Source organism: Fluviispira vulneris (assembly GCF_014281055.1).
GTDB classification, from domain to species: Bacteria; Bdellovibrionota_B; Oligoflexia; order Silvanigrellales; family Silvanigrellaceae; genus Silvanigrella; species Silvanigrella vulneris.
On the sequence record NZ_JACRSE010000003.1, the window covers coordinates 558,454 to 580,334 of the forward strand.

Below are 21,881 nucleotides of genomic sequence, written 5' to 3' on the forward strand. Positions count from 1 at the left end.
ATGTCAAATGAGCTTTTACACGAAGGATTAAGTTTTCTCCAAACAAATAGAGCTTTTTTAGGAAGAGAGTTTTTAACTTGGTTATGGTTTAAGAGTGAAACACAAAATCATAAAATAATGCTTAAGAATTATGAAAATTATCATCTATTTATTGATGATAAGTTAGTTTTAAGCAGTTCAAGCGGTTCTGTCAGAGAAAATAGTTTAAAAGGAGGAACTCCTGCTTATGCTTATGAAGCAGGGAGTGCATTGGGTTCTGGAAAACTTGTGCATGAAGCAAAATTTATTTTACAAGATTCTGAAAAACAATGGTGCTTTTCTATTTTAGGGGAAGATCTTTCATTGCGGGCTATTCGACTACCAGCTGTTTCGGAAGCTGATTCAAGAGCTCATATATCTCAAAGAATTATCTATATGCAATTGTTAACAGATTTAATCGATGAGCTTTATAAAGAGTACATAAAGCTCCGTCTATCTAATCAATTTCAAGAAGAATTATCTAGTATAAGAGATTGGATCGACAATAAGATCTCGATTTAATAAATTTGTGTGGTTATGATATGTTGATGAATTCAATAATTAAGGGTTTTATAAATTTAATTTTTTTAATTTTTTTTTCTATATCATGTAGTAAAAAATCTGGTAAAAATATCTTATCGCGAAATGAAAATGGTTATGAAATTCCCAAAGATATTTTAATTCACAATGAAAAACCGAGTACTGGTCTCCCACATTATTTTAAAATGGCTACCTTTGAATACTTTTGGGATGAAGGAAAATTGAAATACTCGAATGAAATGAAGACGAACGGGATTTCAAGAAATGAAAATCTACATGTTTTTAATGAAGAGTATCCTGGAATTCCAATAAAAATAGATTCTCCTGATAATGTACCTAATACAGAATATAAAATTACATTCAAAACTGATTTTAATATCACATCGTGCAGAGGTCTATATTTTAAATTAAGTAAAAATAAAGATTTTATTTTAGTTAACAGCTTTAGTATGTTGCCAAGAGAGTCGTGTGTTGTCCTTATTTCTGTTTCTACACCTGACAAATTAAATAAAATAAGTAGAAATCTCACAATCACTTGGAACAAAAATTATTCATATTGGTGTGAGAATAATGCAGGTTTTAATTATGAATTAGATAGATATCTTGGCCGAGATTTTTGCACAATAAATAAGAATAAAAATAATAATTCATTACAAAATAGTAAGTGCTATTTTTAAAATAAAAAAAAGGTCAGAGTGAAAACTCTGACCTTTTTTAATAATTACTTATTATTTAGTAGCTGGTTCAGCAGCAGGCGCAGCAGCTGTTGCTTCTGGTGTTGCAGCAGGAGCTTGAGCAGTTGCGTCAGCAGCAGGTGCAGCGGCAGATGCTTCTGGTGTTGCAGCAGGTGCAGAGGCATCAGCTGTAGGAGTTTGAGCTGTAGCATCGGCAGCAGGAGCTTGAGCTGTAGCATCGGCAGCAGGAGCTTCCGATTTTGAGCCGCAAGTACTTGTACAGCTAGAAAGTAAAAGAGCAGAAAGAGCAACGAGAGGTATAGCTTTTAACTTCATATCATTTTCTCCATTGAAAAAGAAGGAAAAAGAAAAAGCAGCCATTTACACTATGTGTTGAGTAAACTAACAGTAATGGTCTTACTTTTTCCAACTGGGTAACTATAGCGAAATATTATGCGTTATGTAAATAGCGAAGTGCAATTTTTATTTGAACTTGGGACTTTAAATCAAATTTTCATTTATTTTTTTTGGCAAAGAAGGAACTGTTACTTATTTCTCTTCAGAATTATTTTTAAAGACTGACCTATTTCTAAATTCAATTGCTAGACCATATGAGAAATTATATTTTTCTTGAAAAAATTTAAATTACTGCCTATATAATATGAAATTAAGATCGAACCTATTCTTTTGTGACAAATTGTAGTAATGGATATTATCAAATAATTTTATCCAAAACATTTTATACAGGGAAGTGAGTTTTATGAATGATAGAAAAAAAATTGAGAACCTATTGCTCAAATTAAGTGAGAATAAAAACCGTTGGGCTGAGTTAAAATTGAGCGAGAAAAAAAATTATTTAAATAATGCAATGAATATTTTATTGACTGAATCCAAACAATGGGCCGATTCCTGCATTAGAGCAAAAGGGTTAGATGAGCTATCTGAAATTTCAGGACAAGAGTATTTGCTAGGGCCAGCCATAGTTATGAAACAGTTGAGACTTTTTATAAAAGCATTAGATGCGAACGGCTGCCCAAAAATCCCAAAAATCTATAAGTCTAAAGCAAATCAATATATCGCAAGAGTCGTTCCTGCAAACGTCTATGACAAAGTAATGTGGGGAGGTTTCACAGCGGAAGTAAGAATTCTAAAGAATAAAGAACCTACGCAAGGAATGTTTTATAGAAAGGACAAGGTAACAGGCTCTTTAAGTCTTGTGCTTGGTGCAGGGAATGTTTCAAGTATTTCTCCTTTAGATGCTCTGCATAAACTTTTCATCGAAGGTAAAGTTTGTCTTGTAAAATTAAATCCTGTTAATGATTATCTCTTAGATATCTTCAATAATGTTTTTGATGATTTGATAAAAGAAGGATTTCTAGCTTTTATCAAAGGCGATTCTGAAACATCGGAGTGGCTGTGCAATCATCCACTAGTAGATGACATACACATCACGGGTTCTCATAAAACACATAATAAAATAGTTTGGGGGGATGAAACTCCTCCAAAGCCAATAGATATGAATAAAATTAAAAATAATAAAAATATCACATCGGAATTAGGCTGCGTAACTCCGGTTATTTTAATACCTGGTATGTGGAGTGATGAGCAATTGGAATACCATGCAAGACAAATTGCAAGTGCAGTTGAAAATAATGGGAGCTTCAATTGCAATGCAATGAAGTTAATTGTTACTTGTAAAGGGTGGCAGCAAAGAGAGCTTTTTTTAAAACAAATAAGGAAAGAATTATCTCTATTAAAAAATAGAAAAGCATATTATCCAGGTGCGCAAAATCGATATAATGAATTTTTAAAAAGATACCCACAAGCAGAAGTATTAGGAGAAAAAAAAGTTGGTTGTATACCATGGACATTCATTGCAGATATAAAAAAGTCTGAGAACGAATATGCATTCAATGAAGAGGCATTTTGTGGAATTATTTCTGAAACAGCAATTGTTGCAGATGATATCCCTTCTTTTATTCGAGCGGCAACAGATTTTTGTAATAATGAAGTCTGGGGTACTCTCAGTTGCTCGGTGATTGTAGATCCATTTACAAGGAAAGAATATTTTCAAGAAATAGAAGATTGCATAGAGGAACTCCGTTACGGTGCAATCGGTATTAATTGTTGGTCAGCTCTTTCTTATGCATTTGCCTCAACGACTTGGGGAGCTTACCCAGGGCATACCTTGGATGATATACAATCTGGTATTGGTGCAGTGCATAATGGTTACCTTATTGATTTTCCTGAAAAGTCAGTAATCGATGCTCCTTTTATTATAAAACCAACGCCTGTTTGGTTTTATAATAATAAAAATATTCGTGAGATTGCAAAAAAACTGATTCAATTTGAATATTCACAAAATCCATTTGATTTCTTAAAATTAATTTTTGCAGCCACGAAGGGCTAGCTGCTTAAATTTAATAATCTTAATAAATCATCAAAAATACTTGCTAATTAAATAAATCAGAATTAGTATAATGTTCCCTCAGGATAGGATGTTTTGAGGGATTTATTTCTTATGGGGGTGAACTGGTCTCGACGGAGAGAGTTGAGCAAAAGGAGCATGCAGGGGTTGGTTACAGCACCTCTTCAAAACGTTGTGTCAGCCAGAAGTGGCAACCAAAAACTTAACGCTCTCGCTGCCTAATTAAGCACAGAGCCGGTGACTTGGGTGTGGCAGCACGTGCATTCAAAATCGCCGTTAATTTACGTGCGGGCAATCGTCAGCTTCTGTTCGGAGTTGAGTTTACCTAGCAATCGAACTGGCTTGTTTGGTAGGGTGTCTTTCCCCGGCTAGCAAGTGAGATCTAATGACAGAAGAAGCATGTGGCGCCAATTGTGATTCCTTTTCGGACCCGGGTTCGATCCCCGGCACCTCCACCATATATATGTTAGAAAATTAAAAAGTGAAAACTTATCTGGCTGTGTACCCACCATTGGCTAGGATCGTTTGTCCTGTTATCCACCATCCATCTGTCACTAAAAATTTAATTAAGGGAACGATGTCCTCAATATCTGTCAGACCAGTCTTGCTAAATTTCGCAAGCGCAGGTGCGCTTTTATGATACTCAACAGCATCTTTTGTTTCTTGTCCATAAAAAAATGGAGTGTCCATTGGTCCTGGACCCACAGCAGTCACTGAAATTCCTCTTTGTCCAAATTCAAATGAAGCTGCTCGGGTAAAATGTTCAACTGGAGCTTTTGTCCCAGCATAACTTGAATAATAAGGCGTGTAAGCAGAGAGAAGAGATGTTACAATTGTACAGATTTTTCCATTGTCACTTAAATGTTTTCCTGCTTCTTTTAAGAAAAAATAAGCGGCTTTTCCGTTTATATCGGCCATGGATTCGTATTCTTCTTCTGTGACTTCAACGATAGGTTTTTTTAAAACTTTACCCACAGTATTTATTGCTATATCTATCCGTCCAAATTTATTTTTGCCCTCTGCAAAAACTTTTGTGACTTCATTTGCCTTTGTAAAATCTCCTTGAATTTCAAATGCCTCTCCACCATTCTTTTTAATTTCTGCGACAGTTGCTTCAGCATCTTTTTTGGAGATATGGCTATTGTAGTGAACAATTATTTTTGCCCCGTCTTTTGCAAAAGTTCTGCTTATTAATCCACCTAGATTTTTTGCGCCTCCACCTATTAAAACAACTTTTCCTATTAGATCATGTTTTGAAGTCATATTGTCTCCTTTATCAGTCTTTAAGTTCAAAAAAATATATTTTGATTTAAAGCAAAGATAAATAATGGTATTTTGCACAGACTGTTATTTCATTTTATAACAATGGTGGTTCAGTAAAATGGATAATTTTATTAAAAATATAAATATTTTTATTGAAGTTGCAAAGTATAACAGTTTTACAAAAGCTGCTATGAATTTAAATATGCCAAAATCTTATGTTTCACTCGGGATCAAAAAATTAGAAGAACAGGTAGGTGCGAGATTATTTTTTCGCACGACAAGGCAAATACATTTAACCTATGAAGGTAAAGAATACTATGATCGTTGTTTAAGCTTATTATTTCAACTCAATGAAGTAGAAAATTTATTTAAAAAAGATAAGAACAAAATTAAAGGACACTTAAAAATTTCTATACCTAGTAGAATTGCAAGAGTTATTCTTATACCCAATTTACCTAAGTTTTTTTCGAATTTTCCTGAAATTAAACTATCATTATGCTCAACTGATTGTTATGTTAATCTCATACAGGATGGGTATGACTGTGTGGTGAGAGTGGGAGATCTCAAGGATTCTTCGTATATTAGTAAATCAATTGGTGAGCTTAAGATAATTAATTGCGCAAGTGTGGGTTATATCAATCAATTTGGCAAAGCTGAGAGTATTGCTGATTTATCTAAGCACTATATTATCAATTATGCCTCTTCAGATTCTCAGTCACCATCTTTTGAGTATTTTTTTAATGAAAAAACTTATCAAGTTAAGATGAAATCTTTATTAACCGTTAATAATGCAGAGTCTTATATCTCTGCAGCCGTTTCTGATCTAGGGATTATACAAATACCTGAATACGATGTACGTAACTTAATAGAAAAAAATATTCTCTATAAAATTCTAGAGAATTATCAAGCACAATCTATGCCAATAGCATTTCTTTATCCGCATAGAAAACATATTATAAAACCTTTAAATGTCTTTATGGAATGGTTTAAAGAATTGATTCATTCATTTTGCATTAATTGACAAAATATAAAATAAATATTATATAAAAATTATAATTTTTAAATCATTTTTTAGAGGAGTTTATTAAATGAGTGAAATAGCAATTGGTCTAAAAACGGACCTCATGTTTTTTGATTTTAGCAAAAATAAAATTGAAAAAGACGATTACTTTGTTCTTAAAACTCCACATAATCCCGAATTTTTTTGGGGGAATTATTTGCTCTTTAAGAAACCACTCAACAAAGGTGATTTTGAAAAGTGGACAGATTCTTTTCAAAAAGAATTTGCGCATGTAAAAGATATTTATCATATGACTTTTAGCTGGGAAGAAAAAGGGAATGAAGTAGAAATTGAAAAATTTAAAGATGCTGACTTTGACTATAACGAAAAGATCGTTTTAATGGCAAATAAAGAAGATATTCATTGCAAGTATCTGAATCCAGAGATTGTGTGTAAACGAATTGTCACTGATGAAGATTGGGAGAATATCATAGAATTTCAAGAAAAAAACGAATGAAACCATATCCGAAAAAAAGTTTAAAACATATAACATAAAAAAAATGAAAGACTTTCGGAATTTTTCTGAAAAAGGCCTAGGTTACTGGTATGCAGCTTATTTGAATAACAAAATCGTTTCGGATTTGGGTTTGTATTGGAACTCCGAAATTGCACGCTATCGTGATATTAAAACTCAAAAAGAATATAGAAAAAAAGGAATATCACAAACTTTAATTGCTTTTGCAGCCCATGACTCAAAGCAGAAGAGATTTGTAATTCAAACTGAAGAAAGTGGAATGGCTATACAAATGTATAAATCCATTGGTTTTGCCTATAAAGAAAAAATATTTGGCCTATGTCGTTATGAGAAATCAGTCTGGGATAATTAAAATTATTCCAACAATTCTATTTTATACCCATCAGGATCCGTTAAAAAAGCCATTTTTTGTTTGCCATTTGGTGTTTTTCCTGGTCCCCAACTCAATTGTAAATTAAAATCATTCAATCGATTTTTTATTACATCGATAGATTCGACTTGATAAGCTAAATGGCCATAACCCGTGCCAATTTCATATCTATTCACTCCCCAATTGTATGTGAGTTCGAGTTCAGCAGTGTTATTCTGATCACCTCTCGCTTTTAAAAATGCCAGAGTGAATTGGCCTTCTGGAAAATCACAACGGCGAATGAGTTCGAAATTTAGTATTTCACAATAAAATTGAATTGATTTTTCAAGATCGCCAACTCGTAGCATTGTGTGAAGATATTTCATTATAAATTCCTTAACCGAATATTATTCGTGAAAAATTATTTCAAGAAATTAATTATTAAAATAATTACAAATTAAAAATAAAATGTCTTGAAAGTTAATTCTAATTCTGTAGTATATCCCTGTCAATCGGTACCTAAACTGTTTTCCTATTTAAAGAAAGGGATATTATGTTAAATTCTGATCTTGAAAAATTAGGTTTTAAAAATCCGTTTCGCTTAAAATATGACAATTTTATTGGCGGAAAATGGGTTCCTCCTGTAAATGGAAAATACTTTGAAAATATTTCTCCAATTTATGGAAAAGTATTTTCGCATATTGCAAGATCTTCCGAAGAAGATATTGAATTAGCCCTCAATGCAGCACATGCTGCAAAAGAAAAATGGGGAAAATACTCTCCACAAGATAGAGCAAATGCGCTTTTAAAAATTGCTGATAAAATGGAAGAGAATTTAAATCTATTGGCTCTTGCTGAAACAATTGATAATGGAAAACCTCTTAGAGAAAGCAGAGCTGCAGATATTCCATTGGCAATCGATCATTTCAGATATTTTGCAGGCTGTGTTCGCGCTCAAGAAGGAAGTTTAAGTGAACTTGATAACGAAACAGTCGCTTATCATTTTCATGAACCGCTTGGTGTTGTGGCACAAATTATTCCATGGAATTTTCCAATTTTAATGGCTGTATGGAAAATGGCTCCTGCCCTTGCAGCGGGGAACTGTGTCGTTTTAAAACCGGCTGAGCAGACTCCAGCTTCGGTTTTGGTTTTAATGGAATTGATTCAAGATATTCTTCCTCCAGGTGTGCTCAATATCGTCAATGGTTTTGGCTTAGAAGCTGGTAAACCTTTGGCATCCAGCTCAAGAGTGGCAAAAGTTGCATTTACTGGAGAAACATCCACTGGGCGTTTGATTATGCAATATGCTTCGCAAAATTTAATTCCAGTTACTTTAGAGCTCGGTGGTAAATCACCAAATATTTTCTTTAAAGACGTTCTGGCAAAAGATGACTCTTACTTAAATAAAGCAGTTGAAGGCTTTGCCATGTTTGCCCTCAATCAAGGAGAAGTGTGTACGTGTCCTTCGAGAGCATTGGTGCATGAATCCATTTATGAAGAATTTATGGAACGCGCTCTAAAAAGAATAAAAGCAATTAAGCAAGGAAATCCTTTGCATGAAGGAACCATGCTTGGCGCACAAGCTTCTAAAGAACAGATGGAAAAAATTCTATCATATATTGAAATTGGTCAACAAGAAGGTGCGAAATTGCTCACCGGTGGACGAAGAAATATTATAGATGGAGATCTCTCTGAAGGTTATTATGTTGAGCCAACGGTATTTAAGGGAACAAACAATATGCGGGTTTTCCAAGAAGAAATTTTTGGCCCAGTTGTCTCTGTTGCAACCTTTAAAGATGATGAGGAAGCACTCCATTTAGCAAATGACACGCTTTATGGTTTAGGTGCTGGAATTTGGACGCGGGATATTGGTTTGGCTTATCGATTAGGTAGAGAAATAAAGGCAGGCCGCGTTTGGACAAATTGTTATCATTTGTATCCAGCGCATGCCGCTTTTGGCGGATACAAACAATCGGGTATAGGACGTGAAAATCATAAAATGATGTTGAATCATTATCAGCATACAAAGAATTTATTAGTCAGCTACAGTGACAAAGCGCTTGGTCTGTTTTGATTGCATACTATAATCCAATATTTTCTGCATCTAAAAAAACTATAAAGTTTTAAAGGTAAAATAATTTTTATGTTAACTAAGAATTTAGTTGTGTTATTTGTGTATTTTTTATTTATTTTTTCTAAAATCAATGTATATGCTGAGCAAGCATATACTTATTGTGTTACTGAGGATGGTAATTGGGATTGGCTATATGACAAATATCAATTAGAGTTCGACCAGTACACATCTTTAAGGGATCCAAAATACGATGAAATTAGAAGAAATATTGTAAATGGAGATTGGATATATTCGAGTGTAAATGGTTATTCTATTTATATATTATTAATTGAAGAAGAAAAAGCCAAAGAATTAGAAGAGAGATGTAAAAATCAAAAAAGCAAATATAATAAAAAATATATATATGCTCAACCAATCTTTTATTATATCGGAATTTTTCCTTCAGGTTACGCTTATTTTGGAACGAAAAATAATAATAATAATAATATAATATCTAGAAAAGGTTATTTGTATGAAAGTATTGATTATGTACGCATGTAATACGAGTAGACAATATTCCGAAAGACTACCATTAAATTGAACAATAAACCGGATTACCTTTTATTACCTCTCCCTTGACATATGTTCAATACATTCCTTAAAGAAAGAGGCAAAATCCTTTTATGTGCCCTTTTTAGAACAAGGAATAATAGAAGTTAATATATATTCATATCAAATGCGAATCTAAAAAACTCATCTTCAGTTCTAATAGACTTGACAATTTATTCCAAAATTCATACGATTATTTCATATATATCATTTAAATTTAATAGGAGATTTATTTTTATGTTTTTTGAAAAAATTAATTTTGTATTTTTATGCATTCTTTCTATGACTTTTATTTCGAGTAATTTATATGCAGACGAGACATATATTATTTGCTCAAATCCAAAAGGTGAATGGAATTGGCTTGAAAATGGAGATATAAAAGTCAATGGAACTTGGAAAAGAAAATATCAATCATCTTCAATATATTTTAACTATTTTATTTTAGAATCAGGTGTCGAAACTTATGTAGTTTTGAAAAAAAAATGTATAGATGAATTTAATGGAGAATTTATTTATCCACAACCTGTGATAAGTTTTTCAAATAAATGGGCTCCATTTGCTAAAAATGAAGATATTATACTTCCAGGTCTACTAACTTATGTTGATGATAATTTTAGATTGCGGGTAAATCTTAAAAATAATCGATAAATATTGAATTTCAGGGAATTAGATGTTCTTTATCCAATATATTTAGACTTATGTATAAGAATTTTTTTCTGTATTTAAGACTGTCTTCTTGAAGTATTTAATTTTAAGATCAATAAACTAAAAAAAAGATTTTTTAATTTTAATTTTTCTTAGAAATTGGTTTTTCAAAATGTTGATAATCCTTTATAGATTTCCATAAACCTCCCCATTTCCAACCTTTTTTATTAAATGTTTTATATGTAAAATCATTTAACTTTATTATCCCTGGTGAAGTCAATGTGCGATCTATAAACTCTTTTCCATTTTTTGGTAAAACAAGATTTCCTTTTACATAGGGATTTATTTTGGGGTTTATGTCTATAGCTCTCCCATAGCTATGAACAGAAAAAATTCCTGGTTTTCCTGTTACAGATCGGCAATTAAAAGCGGAAGTATTATTTTCTGTCATAGATAAATCATCATCACCTTTAAAATCATCCATTATCTGCATTTTTTCGATTGGAAATTTATTTTTAAATAGTTCTTCAAATATACTGACAACTTCGGTGGCTACTTCTTTATGAACTATTAAATGTCCCTTATGAATATTATTGTCAAATCCATAAAAAGATAGACTTAAATATTTTAATTCTCCCAATGAAACAGGGCAACTGGGATTCCATGTGTATTTTTGCATATTTTTTTGAATTTCTTCAGGAATGTTATCAATTTTTGAATCAAAAATCAGTGTAGTTTGTGTTTGTGAATAAGCGCTATTGCAAAAATTAGTTACAACTGAGCTGAATAATATTAAATTTAAAATCTTCACAGGATTTTTTTTCCTTTACTAAGATGTAATATAAATAATCTTTATATGCACTGACTCACTTGTTATTTGTAATTTAAAACAAATAGAATGAGTGCAATATTCTTAGCATAATGATTATCTTGTGTAAAGTATTTGAATTTATATCTAAAATAGGTTATTTTCAACTTCGTTTAGAGTCAAATTATTGCTTTAATATTTAAGTAATTGTATTATTGTAATCTATGTCATTGAATTATTTTGAGCTAAAATGATATACGAATGAAAAATTATCTTGAGAATTAAATAAAAGTATTTACTAAAAGTGACGGGCAATTTTGGAAAAAAATACGATTGAAATGCCTTAAAAATGCCCCGACTGCATTTGTGTCTTCAATTGAAGATGTCTCAAGAAAGCCTGATACTTAAATCATTAAATCTGAATCACTCTGTTTGCTGTATTCAATATTTCTCCTCTGTGCGCAATTATGATGACTGTTTTTATTCCTTTTAATTCTTCAATTTTTTTCATAATTATTTTTTCACTTTTATTATCGACATTTGCACTTGGTTCATCCAATAAAAGAAGCTTTGCGGGTTTTAGCAGTGCGCGAGCAAAAGCAAATATTTGTTTTTGCCCTGAACTTAATTTTAATGCTTCATTTGCCATGTCGGTATCAATTCCCTTTGGCAGTGCTTGGATGATCTTAAGAAGTTCTAGGTCTTCTAAGAGAGCATACAATGCATCATCTTTGTGGGCATTGTGTGGATCGAGATTAAAGCGAATACTCCCAGAAAAAAACTGTGGGTTTTGTAAAACAAGTGCAATTTGTGTGCGAATTTGCATAGGAGTGTAAGAGTTTAAACTTTTTCCAGCAAAAAATATTTTGCCAGACTTATGCTCATAAAACCTCAGGAGGAGTGACATGATAGAACTTTTACCCGATCCAGACTTTCCAACGATCCCAACTGTTTCACCTTGATTGATTGACACAGAAAAATCTTTTAGAATATATTCTTTTTGTTTGTCATATTGCATATAAACATTTTTGAATTCTATAAAATGTTTATTTGTTTCTTTAGATATTTCGATCGAATATTCGCTTTTATTTTTGTTGAATTCTAGCACTCTTTCAAGGGATATAAGACCTTGTTCGACTTCGGAAAAGGAATGGGAAAAGTTAAATGTCAGATGCATAACATCAATCATGATCCAGGTAGTCATTAGACTTAATATTGCGGCATTCAGACTGCCATTCATGACAAAATAAATTCCTGCCAGCGTCACTACTAGAGTCAAAAGCGCGTTATTTAAAAAACACATAAGACAGTGCCACATGTCGACGTCAAACTCTGTGATTTCCAATCTAAGTTCTTCTTCTAAGCACTTTTGAAACTTTGTTTGATACCAATTTTTCTTTTTAACAGTGCTTAAAATATTTTGACCTTGATAAAACTCTCGAATGATATTTATTGCAGAAGCTTTTGGCAGTGCTATTTTTCGGTTAAAATCTCTGTTTAAATTTACGTATTTTGTCAAAATTATTTTTTGCAAGAAAACGATTGGAAGTATGAGGAGTAGAAAAAGAGGTTTTATTATGAGGACTGTAAAAATAAAAAAGAAAATTTCGCAGAGAACCAGAAGAAATTTTTGGAAATCTTTTGGCAATTTAGCGTCTAGGACGGAGAGATCGACAGAAAAACAGTTTATAACTTTTCCTGTTGTCAAATGATCGATATATTTAAGCGGTGATAAAAGTAATTTATTGAGGCTTTTTATATGAAATTTTTCTGAAACCTGAATGCCTTTATAACCCCAAATTAAGGTTAGAAGAGCGATACAGATTGAGCTAAAAAGTCCAACTATAGCGTATATAGATATATTTAAAATATTTGATAGTTCGTTTACAAAAGTAAAATCTAGAATTTTTATACTCTTATATGTCCAAAAACTGAGCCATAGATTTTGCATTTTTGGCAGGAAAGTAGCCAATAAAAAAAGTGAAAAAATGCAAAAAAATAGCTTAAATTTAAGTTTTTTATTCTCATAAAAGAGTGTCTTTAAATATTTTAAATAAGATTTAAGAGGGTTTTTTATAAATTCAATCTCAGGATTCATGTTTTGTTCTGAGTCTAGCAATTGTGGGTTATCTTCTTTCAGAATGATATTTTCATTCTCTTCCTCTGAAATTCTTTGAATAAAGTCGCGAAAATCAGTAGATGAATTTAAGAGTTCTGCATATGTTCCATCTGCAACAACGGAGCATTTTTCAAGGAGAATAATGCGATCGAAAAAGTGCAAATAATCTAAATTATGCGTAGAGATAATAATGCTTTTATTTTTCCAAAACGTAAAAATAAGCTTATGGGATATTTTTTTTGCTGTTTCTTTATCTAAGGCCGACAGGGGATCGTCAAGCAAAATAATTTCAGAGTTTAACGCGGCTGTGCGAGCAAGAGCAATCCGTTGTTTTTGCCCTCCGGATAGATTGACGCCATTTTCTCCAATAAGTGTATTTTCACCTTCAGGCATTTTCTTTAAATCTTCATCAAGACAAGCAAGCTGGATATACTTTTCAGCACTTAAGTCTGAGCGATCGAGGAGAATATTTTCTTTAACGGAAGCATTCATTATCCATGCGGTCTGCGGCATAAAAGCCATTTTATTATCGGGAATATCTTTTTGCTCTTCACTATACAATTTTGCGATTGCCTCTAATAATAAACTTTTACCAGAGGCAATCTTTCCAATAACAGCAACACTTTCACCTTTTTTAAAGGATAATTTTATATTTGTTGATATAATATTTATTTCAAATGAAGAATTGTTTATTTTATGGTTGCCTTTAACTTCAGTTTCTTCTTGTGAGTTTTTTATAAGAGAAAAAAGGCGATTAAATGATGCTTTTGCGCCTGAATAGAGTTTAGTATACTCATAAACATCAAAAACAGCAGACTCAAGGGTTTTAAATAATCCTATACAAGTGAAAAGAATCGGAAGGGAAATATCATGGTCTAAATATATGTAGAGACTGAAAGTTAGAATGCATATGCCACTCTGAAGGATTGAGATAAACTTATAAGTAAGGGCAAAATATTTAATATTTTTCTTTTGTAAATATATTTCTTTTCTTCTTATATTTTTTATTTTATTTTCATATATTTTCTCAAGCAAATAAGATTTAATATTTCTTATTTGACTATAAAGAGAGCCTAATTCTTGTATGCGATTGTCTTTTTCTTCTTGAATATTTTCATCATTCAAAGACGTTTTTAATATGAGTATATTTACCAAAGGGATAAATATGCAGAGCATAAAAATTGCAAGAAATGCTGTAACTCCTAAAAAATAGAAGAGTAGAATGAGCGAGCCAATAATAACGCAGGTGTCATGCATAAATTCAAATGAGTTAGAAGCAATAGAACATGAATTGTCAATGTCACTTGTCGTGTTGTTGATGATATGTGATTCTGTTTGTTTCAATCGAGAAAATATAGGAATCTTCAGAAAGATATAATTACTCAAAAAATATTTTGCGAGAGCTTGAATGCGAAATACTTTTTGAAAGTATTGCGATGTTATAATGCCATTTAAGAAGGTCGCTAGTGTTAATAATATGGCAGAGAATACAATTTCAAATATGTTTTTAAAATCTGTGATTTGTGTTATGAAATAGTAGAGAGCAATAAGTGGCAGTATTGAAAAGATAATTCTTAAAATCAATAAAATTGATGCAATAATTATTTGTTTTTTGCATGAGAAAAGAAGACTTTTTATAAATAAAAATTTATTCTTATAGTTTATATTTTCTTTAATTTTATTGAAGTTTTCGTTAGAAAATGAACTATCAAGTTGAGGAAGATCCGCGTTGCTCCAGTTTGAATTTTTCTTGTTCAATAAAGATGATAAATAAGTAAAAAACAAAGTTTTTATAAAATTCATATTTTTTTGTCCATTTAAAGTTTATTTATTTTAAATTTAAGATTGGCAATAAAATATGAATAAAATGCACTTTCTAATAGTAAAGAAAGTTTAGTTTTGTTTTTTATTTATGAGGTTTATTGCCAAATTATTTTATTAAAATATTTGAAATAATATTGAAGTTGAAATTGTGACTGACCATATTTGTCTCCTCGATCAATTGAACAGAAAGCAAAAAGAAACTCTTATTTATATAAATAAGAGTTTTGATTATAATTATATTTAAAAAAGAGTCAAGTTTATAATATCTTATGTGTATTTCGCAAAAGGATGTTGTGTGAACCCATCTGTGTTTTCACTCAATGCTGCTTGTAGAGCAATCATAGTCGCATTGTCGGAACAGAGAGAAGGTGGAGCAAAAAATGTTGGCTTATTTAATTTTGCAAAAAGAGATTTGAATTTTTTATTTTGCGCAACTCCACCAGCAACAAGCACTGTTTTGATTTCAGGAAAATCTTCCAGAGCATTCTCAACTCGATTGAGCAATTGACTAAGAGCTGCCTGTTGAAATGCATAGGCAATGGATTGTTTTTTTTCTTTGCTAAGATCTTTACCTGTAATTTTTCCTTTTTTAATGCCTGTTTCTTTACGAATGGATTCCATTACTGCAGTTTTAATTCCACTGTAACTAAAGTTGTAGCGATTGTCTTTATTCGCAGGTTTCGAAGGATAAGTAAAATCATTTGTGTTGCCAGACTTTTCAGCTTGTTTGGCAAGATCTTCTATTAATGGGCCCCCTGGATAAGCGAGACCAAGCAATTTTGCAACTTTATCGAAAGCTTCTCCACAAGCGTCATCGAGGCACTTACCTAATATTTTTCTATCATTAGGTGATTCTAATAAACTTAAATGACAATGCCCACCACTGACGGTCAATGCAAGGGCAGGAAACGAAACAACTTCGACATCATGCCATGCGCGTAAGTCATCTTTTGGAGAAAATTGTTTTAATAAGAGCACGGGAGCAAGGTGGGCATCGACGTGATTGACTGAAATAAGTGGGATATTGAGGGACATGGCAAGACCACGGGCAAATAAAACCCCAACCATGAGAGCACCAATAAGCCCAGGCCCCATTGTCACCGCAATAGCTGTGAGATCGGTTTTTTTTAATTTGGAAACATTGAGGGCTTTATGAGCGATATCATAGATTTTAGCTAAATGATCGCGCGCAGCAACTTCAGGAACAACACCGCCAAAAGGAGCGTGTATTTCCGTCTGAGATTCAACTTCGTGGGCAAGAATATTTAAAGAAACAATTTGTCCTTGTGTATTTTTTTTAATTTTGATGATTGAAACAGCTGTTTCGTCACAAGAACTTTCAATAGCGAGAATTGTATTTTGCATAGTAATTATTATTGAGCTTTTGTTTGAGATGAAGTGGTTTGTGCCATAAGATTAGCTAAGCGACTTGTAGCAGCTTTTCCTTCAGGCATATTAGCATAAACTTTTGCGCATTCTTGATAATAAGTTTTAGCAATTGAGTTATTGTTTAAGTAAACATAACTATCCCCTGTTAATAAGAGTGCTCTTGCATTTTTCGGAGCATCAGGAAATTTTTCAATATAAGATGTAAAATCAAGAACAGCATTTTTATAATCTTGTGTTTTAAAACGAGCTTCTGCTCTGTATTCGATAGCAATTTGTTGCATAGAGTCTGAAGCATCGTGTGCATTTAATATTGCAGTAGAATTGTCAATAAGTTGTTTGTATTTGTTTTGTTCAAGATCATTCTTTAAACTTTTAGTGATTGCTTGAACGGTTTTCAGTTTTTCTGGTAATTTACCTTTTTTGGGATTATTGAGTCTCGTATTGAGAACAAGATCGATGCGTGCTATATGTCTTTGTAATGCTACAAATTCAGGACTATTACTTAATGTAACAACATTTTGTTCATTGCCGGTGCTGCCCGCGGTTTCTTCCATTCTTTTTAAACGAGCTTTGAGTTCGTCGACACTTCCTTGAGTGAGTTGTATTTGAGTCTGCAAATTCTGAACTTCATTTTGTGATGAAATAGCTGTCTGGGTTGTATTGGTAATCTGCTGGTCACGTTTACTGAGTTGTTCTTGAATTTGAAAAATTTGTCCTTGCAATTGGCTAATAGACGATTGCAGTTGATCTTGACGTGATGAAGTCATACACCCAGTTAAAAATAAACTAGAGGATATTGAACAAAATAAAAATGACTTTTTATTGAGACTGCTTAAAGGTAAATACCTCGTCAAATTAAAAAGTAAATCATATTTCTTCATATTAAGAAAAGACATGTAAATCTCCAAAAAGGTTTTTTAAAAATAAAAATTTAGGGATTAATTTGGTTCATCAGCTTACTATGTATTTAAAAAATACACTTCAATCCCTGAATCTATATTATATAACTCAGTTTGACCCATGCTCAAACATTATTCTTTGGTAGATTTTTCACCATTGCCAAGTTGCTCATCCGGGGGGATATAGTCCGTGGGGTTATCGTACAAAATCTTTAAATCCACCCGACGATTGAGAGCGCGATTTTCCGCTGAATCATTCTCAGCTAAGGGGCGAGTTTCTGCGAAACCTGCTGGATATACACTGCCAACTGGAAAAAGTTTAGTATTGATTAAAAACTTAGTCACTGATGTTGCTCTAAGGGTGCTCAATTCCCAGTTTGACATGCCATTGCGCTCGTAGGGAATATTGTCGGTATGCCCTTCGACCCTAATAACTCGGCCTATTCCTTTAAGAACCTCTGCAACTGATTGGATTATTTTATAGGCTTCGGGTGTGAGAGTGTATTCGCCTGGTTTAAAAAGGATTCTTGCCAGCAACGTTATACGTATGCCTTCAGGATCTCGAGCTACATAAATAACTCTATCCACAGGTTTTTTAGCACTGTCTGGAAATTGTTTTGTTCCATATAAACGTTCCGATAATTTTTGCTCAACATTTCTTGCCTGAGCTGAGATAATTGCTGCTCTTTCTCGAATAACTTTTTGGAGAATCTGTTCTCGACTTGTATTGCCTTTGATGTAGCGGAAAATTCCCTCTGTAGCTGTTGGCCCCCGCGGAATCGTTCCCTCTTCCTTGGGGATTTCCTCTTTTATACCAAAGGCTGTTTGCATGGATTCTGTGACTTGTTTGACTTTTGAAGTATTGACCACGGCAATTGCATATAAAACCACGAAAAGAGCAAACAGAAGTGTCATCATGTCAGCAAATGCGACAAGCCAGCGTTCATGGTTTTCAAATTCGGGGCACTTCTTTTTCTTTGGCATTAGTGATGAACCATTCCATGCAAGCGTTCAACAAGAACTTTCGGCGCTGTGCCTTGGGCGATCCCTATAATTCCTGTTGCAACCATTTCTCTAAAAACTTTTTTATGGTGACACATTCTTTTTATTTTTTTTCCAGCAGGCAAAGCAAATAAGTTTGCCAGTGCAACCCCATACAGTGTCGCAATAAATGCAGTTTTAATTCCTGGACCGATTTCGGGTGGGTTATCAAGGTTAAGCATGACCACCATGAGACCCAGAACGGCACCAAGGATTCCAATGGTTGGGGCAAAAGCACCCATATCTTCCCAGAATTTTGCTGCAATTTCTTCTTCTTCGTACATCATATCGATTTCAGAAAGCAGAATATTTTCAATGATTTGAGCTTCGGTGTTCATGGACACCATTTCGATGCCTTTTTTCATCAATGGATCTTCAAGTTTGTCTATTTCTTTTTCGAGAGCCAAGACACCATCTTTACGAGCCATTTGAGCTAAGCGTTCGATTGAAGAAATGGCTCCCTCGGAATCCATTTTGGGTCCATTTAAAAAGAGGCCAAGAGATTTAAAAGAGAAAACAACATCCTTCATCGGATAAGCAGTCATAACAGCAGCAATAGCGCCAACTCCCACGATCATGGCAGCGGACCCACCCCATAGCATTCCTGGGGAAAGACCTTTTAAGACCGCTGTCCCTATGACAGCGACTCCGCCTAGAATTGGTCCAATAATACTAGAAAGTTCCATATCAAAACCTCGTGTTTTGAATTCATTTTTACTGATTTCAAATTTAGGAATTTAAGATCTGGTTCTATTTTAGAAGGTTAAGTTTTTAAATAATAATTGATTCTTTGACATTTTAGACAGTTCTTGCAGCTCATTAGATAGTTCTTAAATATGATTTTAATTTTTTTTAATGACTCAGATGGTTTTTATTTTTCTTCTCAGAATTGAGACATTTTTGCCGATCAAAACTGTGTTCAGGCTTTCTAAATCTCGGGGTCCATATGACAGATTCATCAAGAGTTGAAAATAGAGCTCATCAGCGCTTCACTAGCAAAGCAATCGTTCAGATTATTGCCGATGAAGACACGTCTGCTGTCATGGGAACTATAAATAATATTTCTGCGGGTGGGGTCAGTTTGAACTTAGAGGTCGATAATATTAAGCGTGGTTATAAAGTGGGTTGTACTGTTACTTTTGAAATGCCTGTAAGAATGTTTGGTATCGACTCTGAAGATAAATTAACACTAAAAGCAGAAATCAAGAGAGCGACCAATTTAGGAAAAACAATTTCCTGCCAATTCCAAAATTTGAAAGATTCTGAAATTGCGGTGTTGAATAAAGGTCTTCGTATCCTTGAAGTTGTGAATAAAATCTCCACTAAAAAAACGCAGCAGAATTGATCTTAAGATTTGGTATTTACCCGCAGTGTAATATATAAGAAAATAATTTTCATTGGAATATTAAAAAATACAATTATAGTTTTCTTGATTTTAAAAGATATTTGCAAGGCTGTCTGTTGTTTTTAAGTTTGCCTTTTTGGCAGCAACAATTCTTGGGGGAATCCTCTCGCCATGCATTGATGATCTTTGCCTTTCCGTCATTTCTAAAATTTAAAACAATTTCAAGATCCTCACTTTGGTGAGGATAAAATGCATCTTTGTCTAATGAATAAATAATATAACTGTTCGAAATTTCTACTTTATAATTCTTTACCTGAAACGAACGTAAAGCCCTGACTTCTAAAGTCGGGGATATAAGTGAGCTGAAAAGACCGCAGCACCAAACGGTGCAAGGTTTAATTGAAAGCCTGACGAGGCATGCAAAAAGACGATAGGAATTTTTGCTTGTCGAAAGTAGGCTTTAGCCGTCCTATTAATCAGACGTAATTATAATTATTAATTTTTGATATAGAAAATTTGATATTTAAATAAATCGGTAGTACCCTAAATTAATAGGGGAGATTCATGACGTTTGAGTTAGATTCTAATAATCATTCTGTATTTAGTTTAAACTATCATTTGATTTTGGTTATTAAATATAGAAAAAAAGTTTTAACAAATCAAAAAATGTTATTGCGACTAAGAGAAATTGCAGAATATATTGGGATAAGCCACAATGTAAAAATTATGGAAATGAATGGGGAACCTGATCACATTCATTTTTTGCTTAGAACTAAACCAAACTGTGAACTTTCTAAATATATAAATGCGATGAAATCAGCTACAAGTAGACTTCTTAAAAAAGAATTTCCTGAAATTAAAAAGAAACTTTGGGAAGAATCTTTTTGGACAACATCTTATTGCTTAATAAGTGTAGGCGGTGCTCCTATAAATGTTCTGAAAAGGTATATTGAAAATCAAGGTGGAGTTGAGCATTAATGATAACAACATATCACTACAGAATTAAAGATTCAGGGAGAGCAAATAGAGTGCTTTCTAAGATGTCTCGTTCTGTAAATTTGGTATGGAATTTTTGCAAACAAACTCAACAAGAGGCTCTTAAAAATAAATCCGTTAAGTTAATAAATGATAAAAAATCGGGTGAAAAAATTTCTATTCCGTATTTTTTTTCATCTTCAGAAATGGATGGATTAGTTGCAGGAAGTTCAAAAGAACTAGGTCTTCATTCTCAAACAGTTCAGGCTATTTCTCAAGAATACATCACACGTAGAAAACAATTTAAAACACTATTGCGTTGGCGTGGGAAAAAATTCTTAGGATGGATACCGTTTAAAGCATCAGCAATTAAAATTCATAATGGAAAAATATCCTATAATAAGAATGAATTTTCTTTTTGGAATTCAAGAGAACTACCAGAAGATGCAAAAATAAAAACAGGCTCATTTTGCCAAGATAAAAGCGGGCATTGGTATTTAAATGTTGCTTTTGAAAGTGAATTAATTGGAATTAAAAGAGAAGATGATAAAGAAATTGGGATAGATATTGGAATTAAAACTCTTGCAACATGCTCAAATGGTGAAAAGATTGAAAGGCCAAACTTAAGAAAAAATGCTTTAGCAAAACTTCGGTATTTAAAAAGATGTCAAAATTTTGCACAAAGAAAGCAATCGAAAAGTAAAAAGTATCACGCTTTGCCAAAAGCAAAACAAGAAAGAAAACTTCATGTAAAAGTGGCAAATATTAGACAAGATTATTTGCATAAGGAATCAACAAAACTTGTAAAAAAGTGTTCCCTTATTGTTGTAGGTGACGTTCCTTGTAAATTAATGAATCGCAATAAAAAACTATCAGGAATATCATTAGACTCAGGGATTGGAATGTTTAAATCAATGTTAAAGTACAAAGCCGTTAGAGCTGCTTCAACATACAAAGAAATTTCAGAAAGAGATTCAAGTCGGACGTGTTCAAAGTGTAGTAAAAAACTGCTACGGATCGAACTTGGAGTAAGACACTGGAACTGTGAAAAGTGCGGAGCTGTCCATGACAGAGACGTAAATGCTGCAATAAATATATTGCAATCATACAGAGCTGGTGTCCCTATCGGGCATGATAGGCCGACTCGTACAAAGAAAAATTCTAGCTAGTTTTTCTTTGTATCTAGGGAATCCCCTTCCTCAAAAAATCGACGTTAGGAGGTTTTTAGGGAGGGGAGGATGTGTGCGCCGTGCAAAGGGCGATAGGTTTGGTGGTGTAAGTCCACACAACGAAGGAATAACGTAACCACGTTGTAGCGAACATTGAGTGTAATTTAGTGATGAATTGCACTAAGCGTATGGAGCGAA

General features: G+C 33.0%; 21 protein-coding genes and 1 other RNA gene. 13 read left to right on the plus strand and 9 right to left on the minus strand.

What is annotated here, in order from left to right:
• Together H7355_RS09200 and H7355_RS09205 are read left to right on the plus strand one after the other, a co-directional pair.
• Window positions 1-540 carry a hypothetical protein gene (locus H7355_RS09200; RefSeq protein WP_186646742.1) on the plus strand — a complete coding sequence of 180 codons (540 nt, stop codon included), beginning with the start codon at window positions 1-3 and terminating at the stop codon, window positions 538-540.
• A gap of 26 nt (window positions 541-566) precedes the next feature.
• Window positions 567-1,235, plus strand: coding sequence for a hypothetical protein (locus H7355_RS09205; RefSeq protein WP_186646744.1), 669 nt, complete (start codon window positions 567-569; stop codon window positions 1,233-1,235).
• Window positions 1,236-1,286: 51 nt separating this feature from the next.
• Here H7355_RS09205 and H7355_RS09210 read toward each other — a convergent pair whose 3' ends face one another.
• Complete coding sequence (locus tag H7355_RS09210) at window positions 1,287-1,568, minus strand: hypothetical protein (protein ID WP_186646746.1); 282 nt, start codon at window positions 1,566-1,568, stop codon at window positions 1,287-1,289.
• 424 nt (window positions 1,569-1,992) lie between these two features.
• Here H7355_RS09210 and H7355_RS09215 point away from each other — a divergent pair, with 424 nt between their 5' ends.
• Together H7355_RS09215 and ssrA are read left to right on the plus strand one after the other, a co-directional pair.
• Window positions 1,993-3,642 (plus strand): NAD-dependent aldehyde dehydrogenase, encoded by a 1,650-nt coding sequence (locus tag H7355_RS09215; RefSeq protein WP_186646748.1) that lies wholly within the window; start codon window positions 1,993-1,995, stop codon window positions 3,640-3,642.
• 113 nt (window positions 3,643-3,755) lie between these two features.
• Window positions 3,756-4,118, plus strand: a transfer-messenger RNA (tmRNA) gene (gene ssrA, locus H7355_RS09220).
• Window positions 4,119-4,149: 31 nt separating this feature from the next.
• Here ssrA and H7355_RS09225 read toward each other — a convergent pair.
• Window positions 4,150-4,923, minus strand: coding sequence for an SDR family oxidoreductase (locus H7355_RS09225; protein WP_186646750.1), 774 nt, complete (start codon window positions 4,921-4,923; stop codon window positions 4,150-4,152).
• A 118-nt stretch (window positions 4,924-5,041) separates the two neighbouring features.
• Between H7355_RS09225 and H7355_RS09230 the strand changes: the two genes are divergently transcribed.
• The 3 genes from H7355_RS09230 to H7355_RS09240 all read left to right on the plus strand — a co-directional run bounded on the left by H7355_RS09230 (window position 5,042) and on the right by H7355_RS09240 (window position 6,810).
• Window positions 5,042-5,944 carry a LysR family transcriptional regulator gene (locus H7355_RS09230; protein WP_186646752.1) on the plus strand — a complete coding sequence of 301 codons (903 nt, stop codon included), beginning with the start codon at window positions 5,042-5,044 and terminating at the stop codon, window positions 5,942-5,944.
• A 67-nt stretch (window positions 5,945-6,011) separates the two neighbouring features.
• Window positions 6,012-6,440, plus strand: a complete 429-nt coding sequence (locus H7355_RS09235; RefSeq protein ID WP_186646754.1) for a hypothetical protein — start codon at window positions 6,012-6,014, stop codon at window positions 6,438-6,440.
• Window positions 6,441-6,444: 4 nt separating this feature from the next.
• Window positions 6,445-6,810, plus strand: a complete 366-nt coding sequence (locus H7355_RS09240) for a GNAT family N-acetyltransferase (protein ID WP_315861831.1) — start codon at window positions 6,445-6,447, stop codon at window positions 6,808-6,810.
• Window positions 6,811-6,812: 2 nt separating this feature from the next.
• Here the strand turns inward: H7355_RS09240 and H7355_RS09245 are convergent, their stop codons facing one another.
• Entirely contained in the window at window positions 6,813-7,193 is a 381-nt protein-coding gene (locus H7355_RS09245; protein WP_186646758.1) for a VOC family protein, read from the minus strand.
• Between the two features lie 167 nt (window positions 7,194-7,360).
• On the opposite strand from H7355_RS09245, the gene exaC reads away from it, so the two are divergent.
• The 3 genes from exaC (at window position 7,361) to H7355_RS09260 (ending at window position 10,117) form a co-directional block, all read left to right on the plus strand.
• On the plus strand, window positions 7,361-8,881 hold the full coding sequence (gene exaC / locus H7355_RS09250) for an acetaldehyde dehydrogenase ExaC (RefSeq protein ID WP_186646760.1): 1,521 nt from the start codon (window positions 7,361-7,363) through the stop codon (window positions 8,879-8,881).
• A 69-nt stretch (window positions 8,882-8,950) separates the two neighbouring features.
• Window positions 8,951-9,421, plus strand: a complete 471-nt coding sequence (locus H7355_RS09255) for a hypothetical protein (RefSeq protein WP_186646761.1) — start codon at window positions 8,951-8,953, stop codon at window positions 9,419-9,421.
• Between the two features lie 285 nt (window positions 9,422-9,706).
• The gene (locus H7355_RS09260; RefSeq protein WP_186646762.1) at window positions 9,707-10,117 is read left to right on the plus strand and encodes a hypothetical protein; all 411 of its coding nucleotides are present in this window, start codon (window positions 9,707-9,709) and stop codon (window positions 10,115-10,117) included.
• Between the two features lie 139 nt (window positions 10,118-10,256).
• Here the strand turns inward: H7355_RS09260 and H7355_RS16135 are convergent, their stop codons facing one another.
• The 6 genes from H7355_RS16135 to H7355_RS09290 all read right to left on the minus strand — a co-directional run bounded on the left by H7355_RS16135 (window position 10,257) and on the right by H7355_RS09290 (window position 18,880).
• Entirely contained in the window at window positions 10,257-10,925 is a 669-nt protein-coding gene (locus tag H7355_RS16135; RefSeq protein ID WP_186646763.1) for a M15 family metallopeptidase, read from the minus strand.
• Window positions 10,926-11,334: 409 nt separating this feature from the next.
• A complete protein-coding gene (locus H7355_RS09270; RefSeq protein WP_186646767.1) occupies window positions 11,335-14,844 on the minus strand; it encodes an ATP-binding cassette domain-containing protein in 3,510 nt (1,169 codons plus the stop codon).
• Between the two features lie 288 nt (window positions 14,845-15,132).
• Window positions 15,133-16,230, minus strand: a complete 1,098-nt coding sequence (tsaD, locus tag H7355_RS09275; RefSeq protein WP_186646769.1) for a tRNA (adenosine(37)-N6)-threonylcarbamoyltransferase complex transferase subunit TsaD — start codon at window positions 16,228-16,230, stop codon at window positions 15,133-15,135.
• Window positions 16,231-16,238: 8 nt separating this feature from the next.
• Window positions 16,239-17,150 (minus strand): tetratricopeptide repeat protein, encoded by a 912-nt coding sequence (locus H7355_RS09280; RefSeq protein WP_186646771.1) that lies wholly within the window; start codon window positions 17,148-17,150, stop codon window positions 16,239-16,241.
• A 135-nt stretch (window positions 17,151-17,285) separates the two neighbouring features.
• Window positions 17,286-18,071, minus strand: a complete 786-nt coding sequence (locus tag H7355_RS09285; RefSeq protein ID WP_390808228.1) for an OmpA family protein — start codon at window positions 18,069-18,071, stop codon at window positions 17,286-17,288.
• A 65-nt stretch (window positions 18,072-18,136) separates the two neighbouring features.
• Window positions 18,137-18,880 carry a motility protein A gene (locus H7355_RS09290; protein WP_186646776.1) on the minus strand — a complete coding sequence of 248 codons (744 nt, stop codon included), beginning with the start codon at window positions 18,878-18,880 and terminating at the stop codon, window positions 18,137-18,139.
• 260 nt (window positions 18,881-19,140) lie between these two features.
• Here H7355_RS09290 and H7355_RS09295 point away from each other — a divergent pair, with 260 nt between their 5' ends.
• The 3 genes from H7355_RS09295 to H7355_RS09305 all read left to right on the plus strand — a co-directional run bounded on the left by H7355_RS09295 (window position 19,141) and on the right by H7355_RS09305 (window position 21,683).
• Complete coding sequence (locus tag H7355_RS09295) at window positions 19,141-19,539, plus strand: PilZ domain-containing protein (protein WP_186646778.1); 399 nt, start codon at window positions 19,141-19,143, stop codon at window positions 19,537-19,539.
• A 564-nt stretch (window positions 19,540-20,103) separates the two neighbouring features.
• Window positions 20,104-20,517 carry an IS200/IS605 family transposase gene (tnpA, locus tag H7355_RS09300; protein WP_186646780.1) on the plus strand — a complete coding sequence of 138 codons (414 nt, stop codon included), beginning with the start codon at window positions 20,104-20,106 and terminating at the stop codon, window positions 20,515-20,517.
• Window positions 20,517-21,683 (plus strand): RNA-guided endonuclease InsQ/TnpB family protein, encoded by a 1,167-nt coding sequence (locus H7355_RS09305; protein WP_186646782.1) that lies wholly within the window; start codon window positions 20,517-20,519, stop codon window positions 21,681-21,683. Before tnpA ends, H7355_RS09305 begins: the two co-directional genes overlap by 1 nt.
• The last annotated feature ends 198 nt before the right edge of the window (window positions 21,684-21,881 follow it).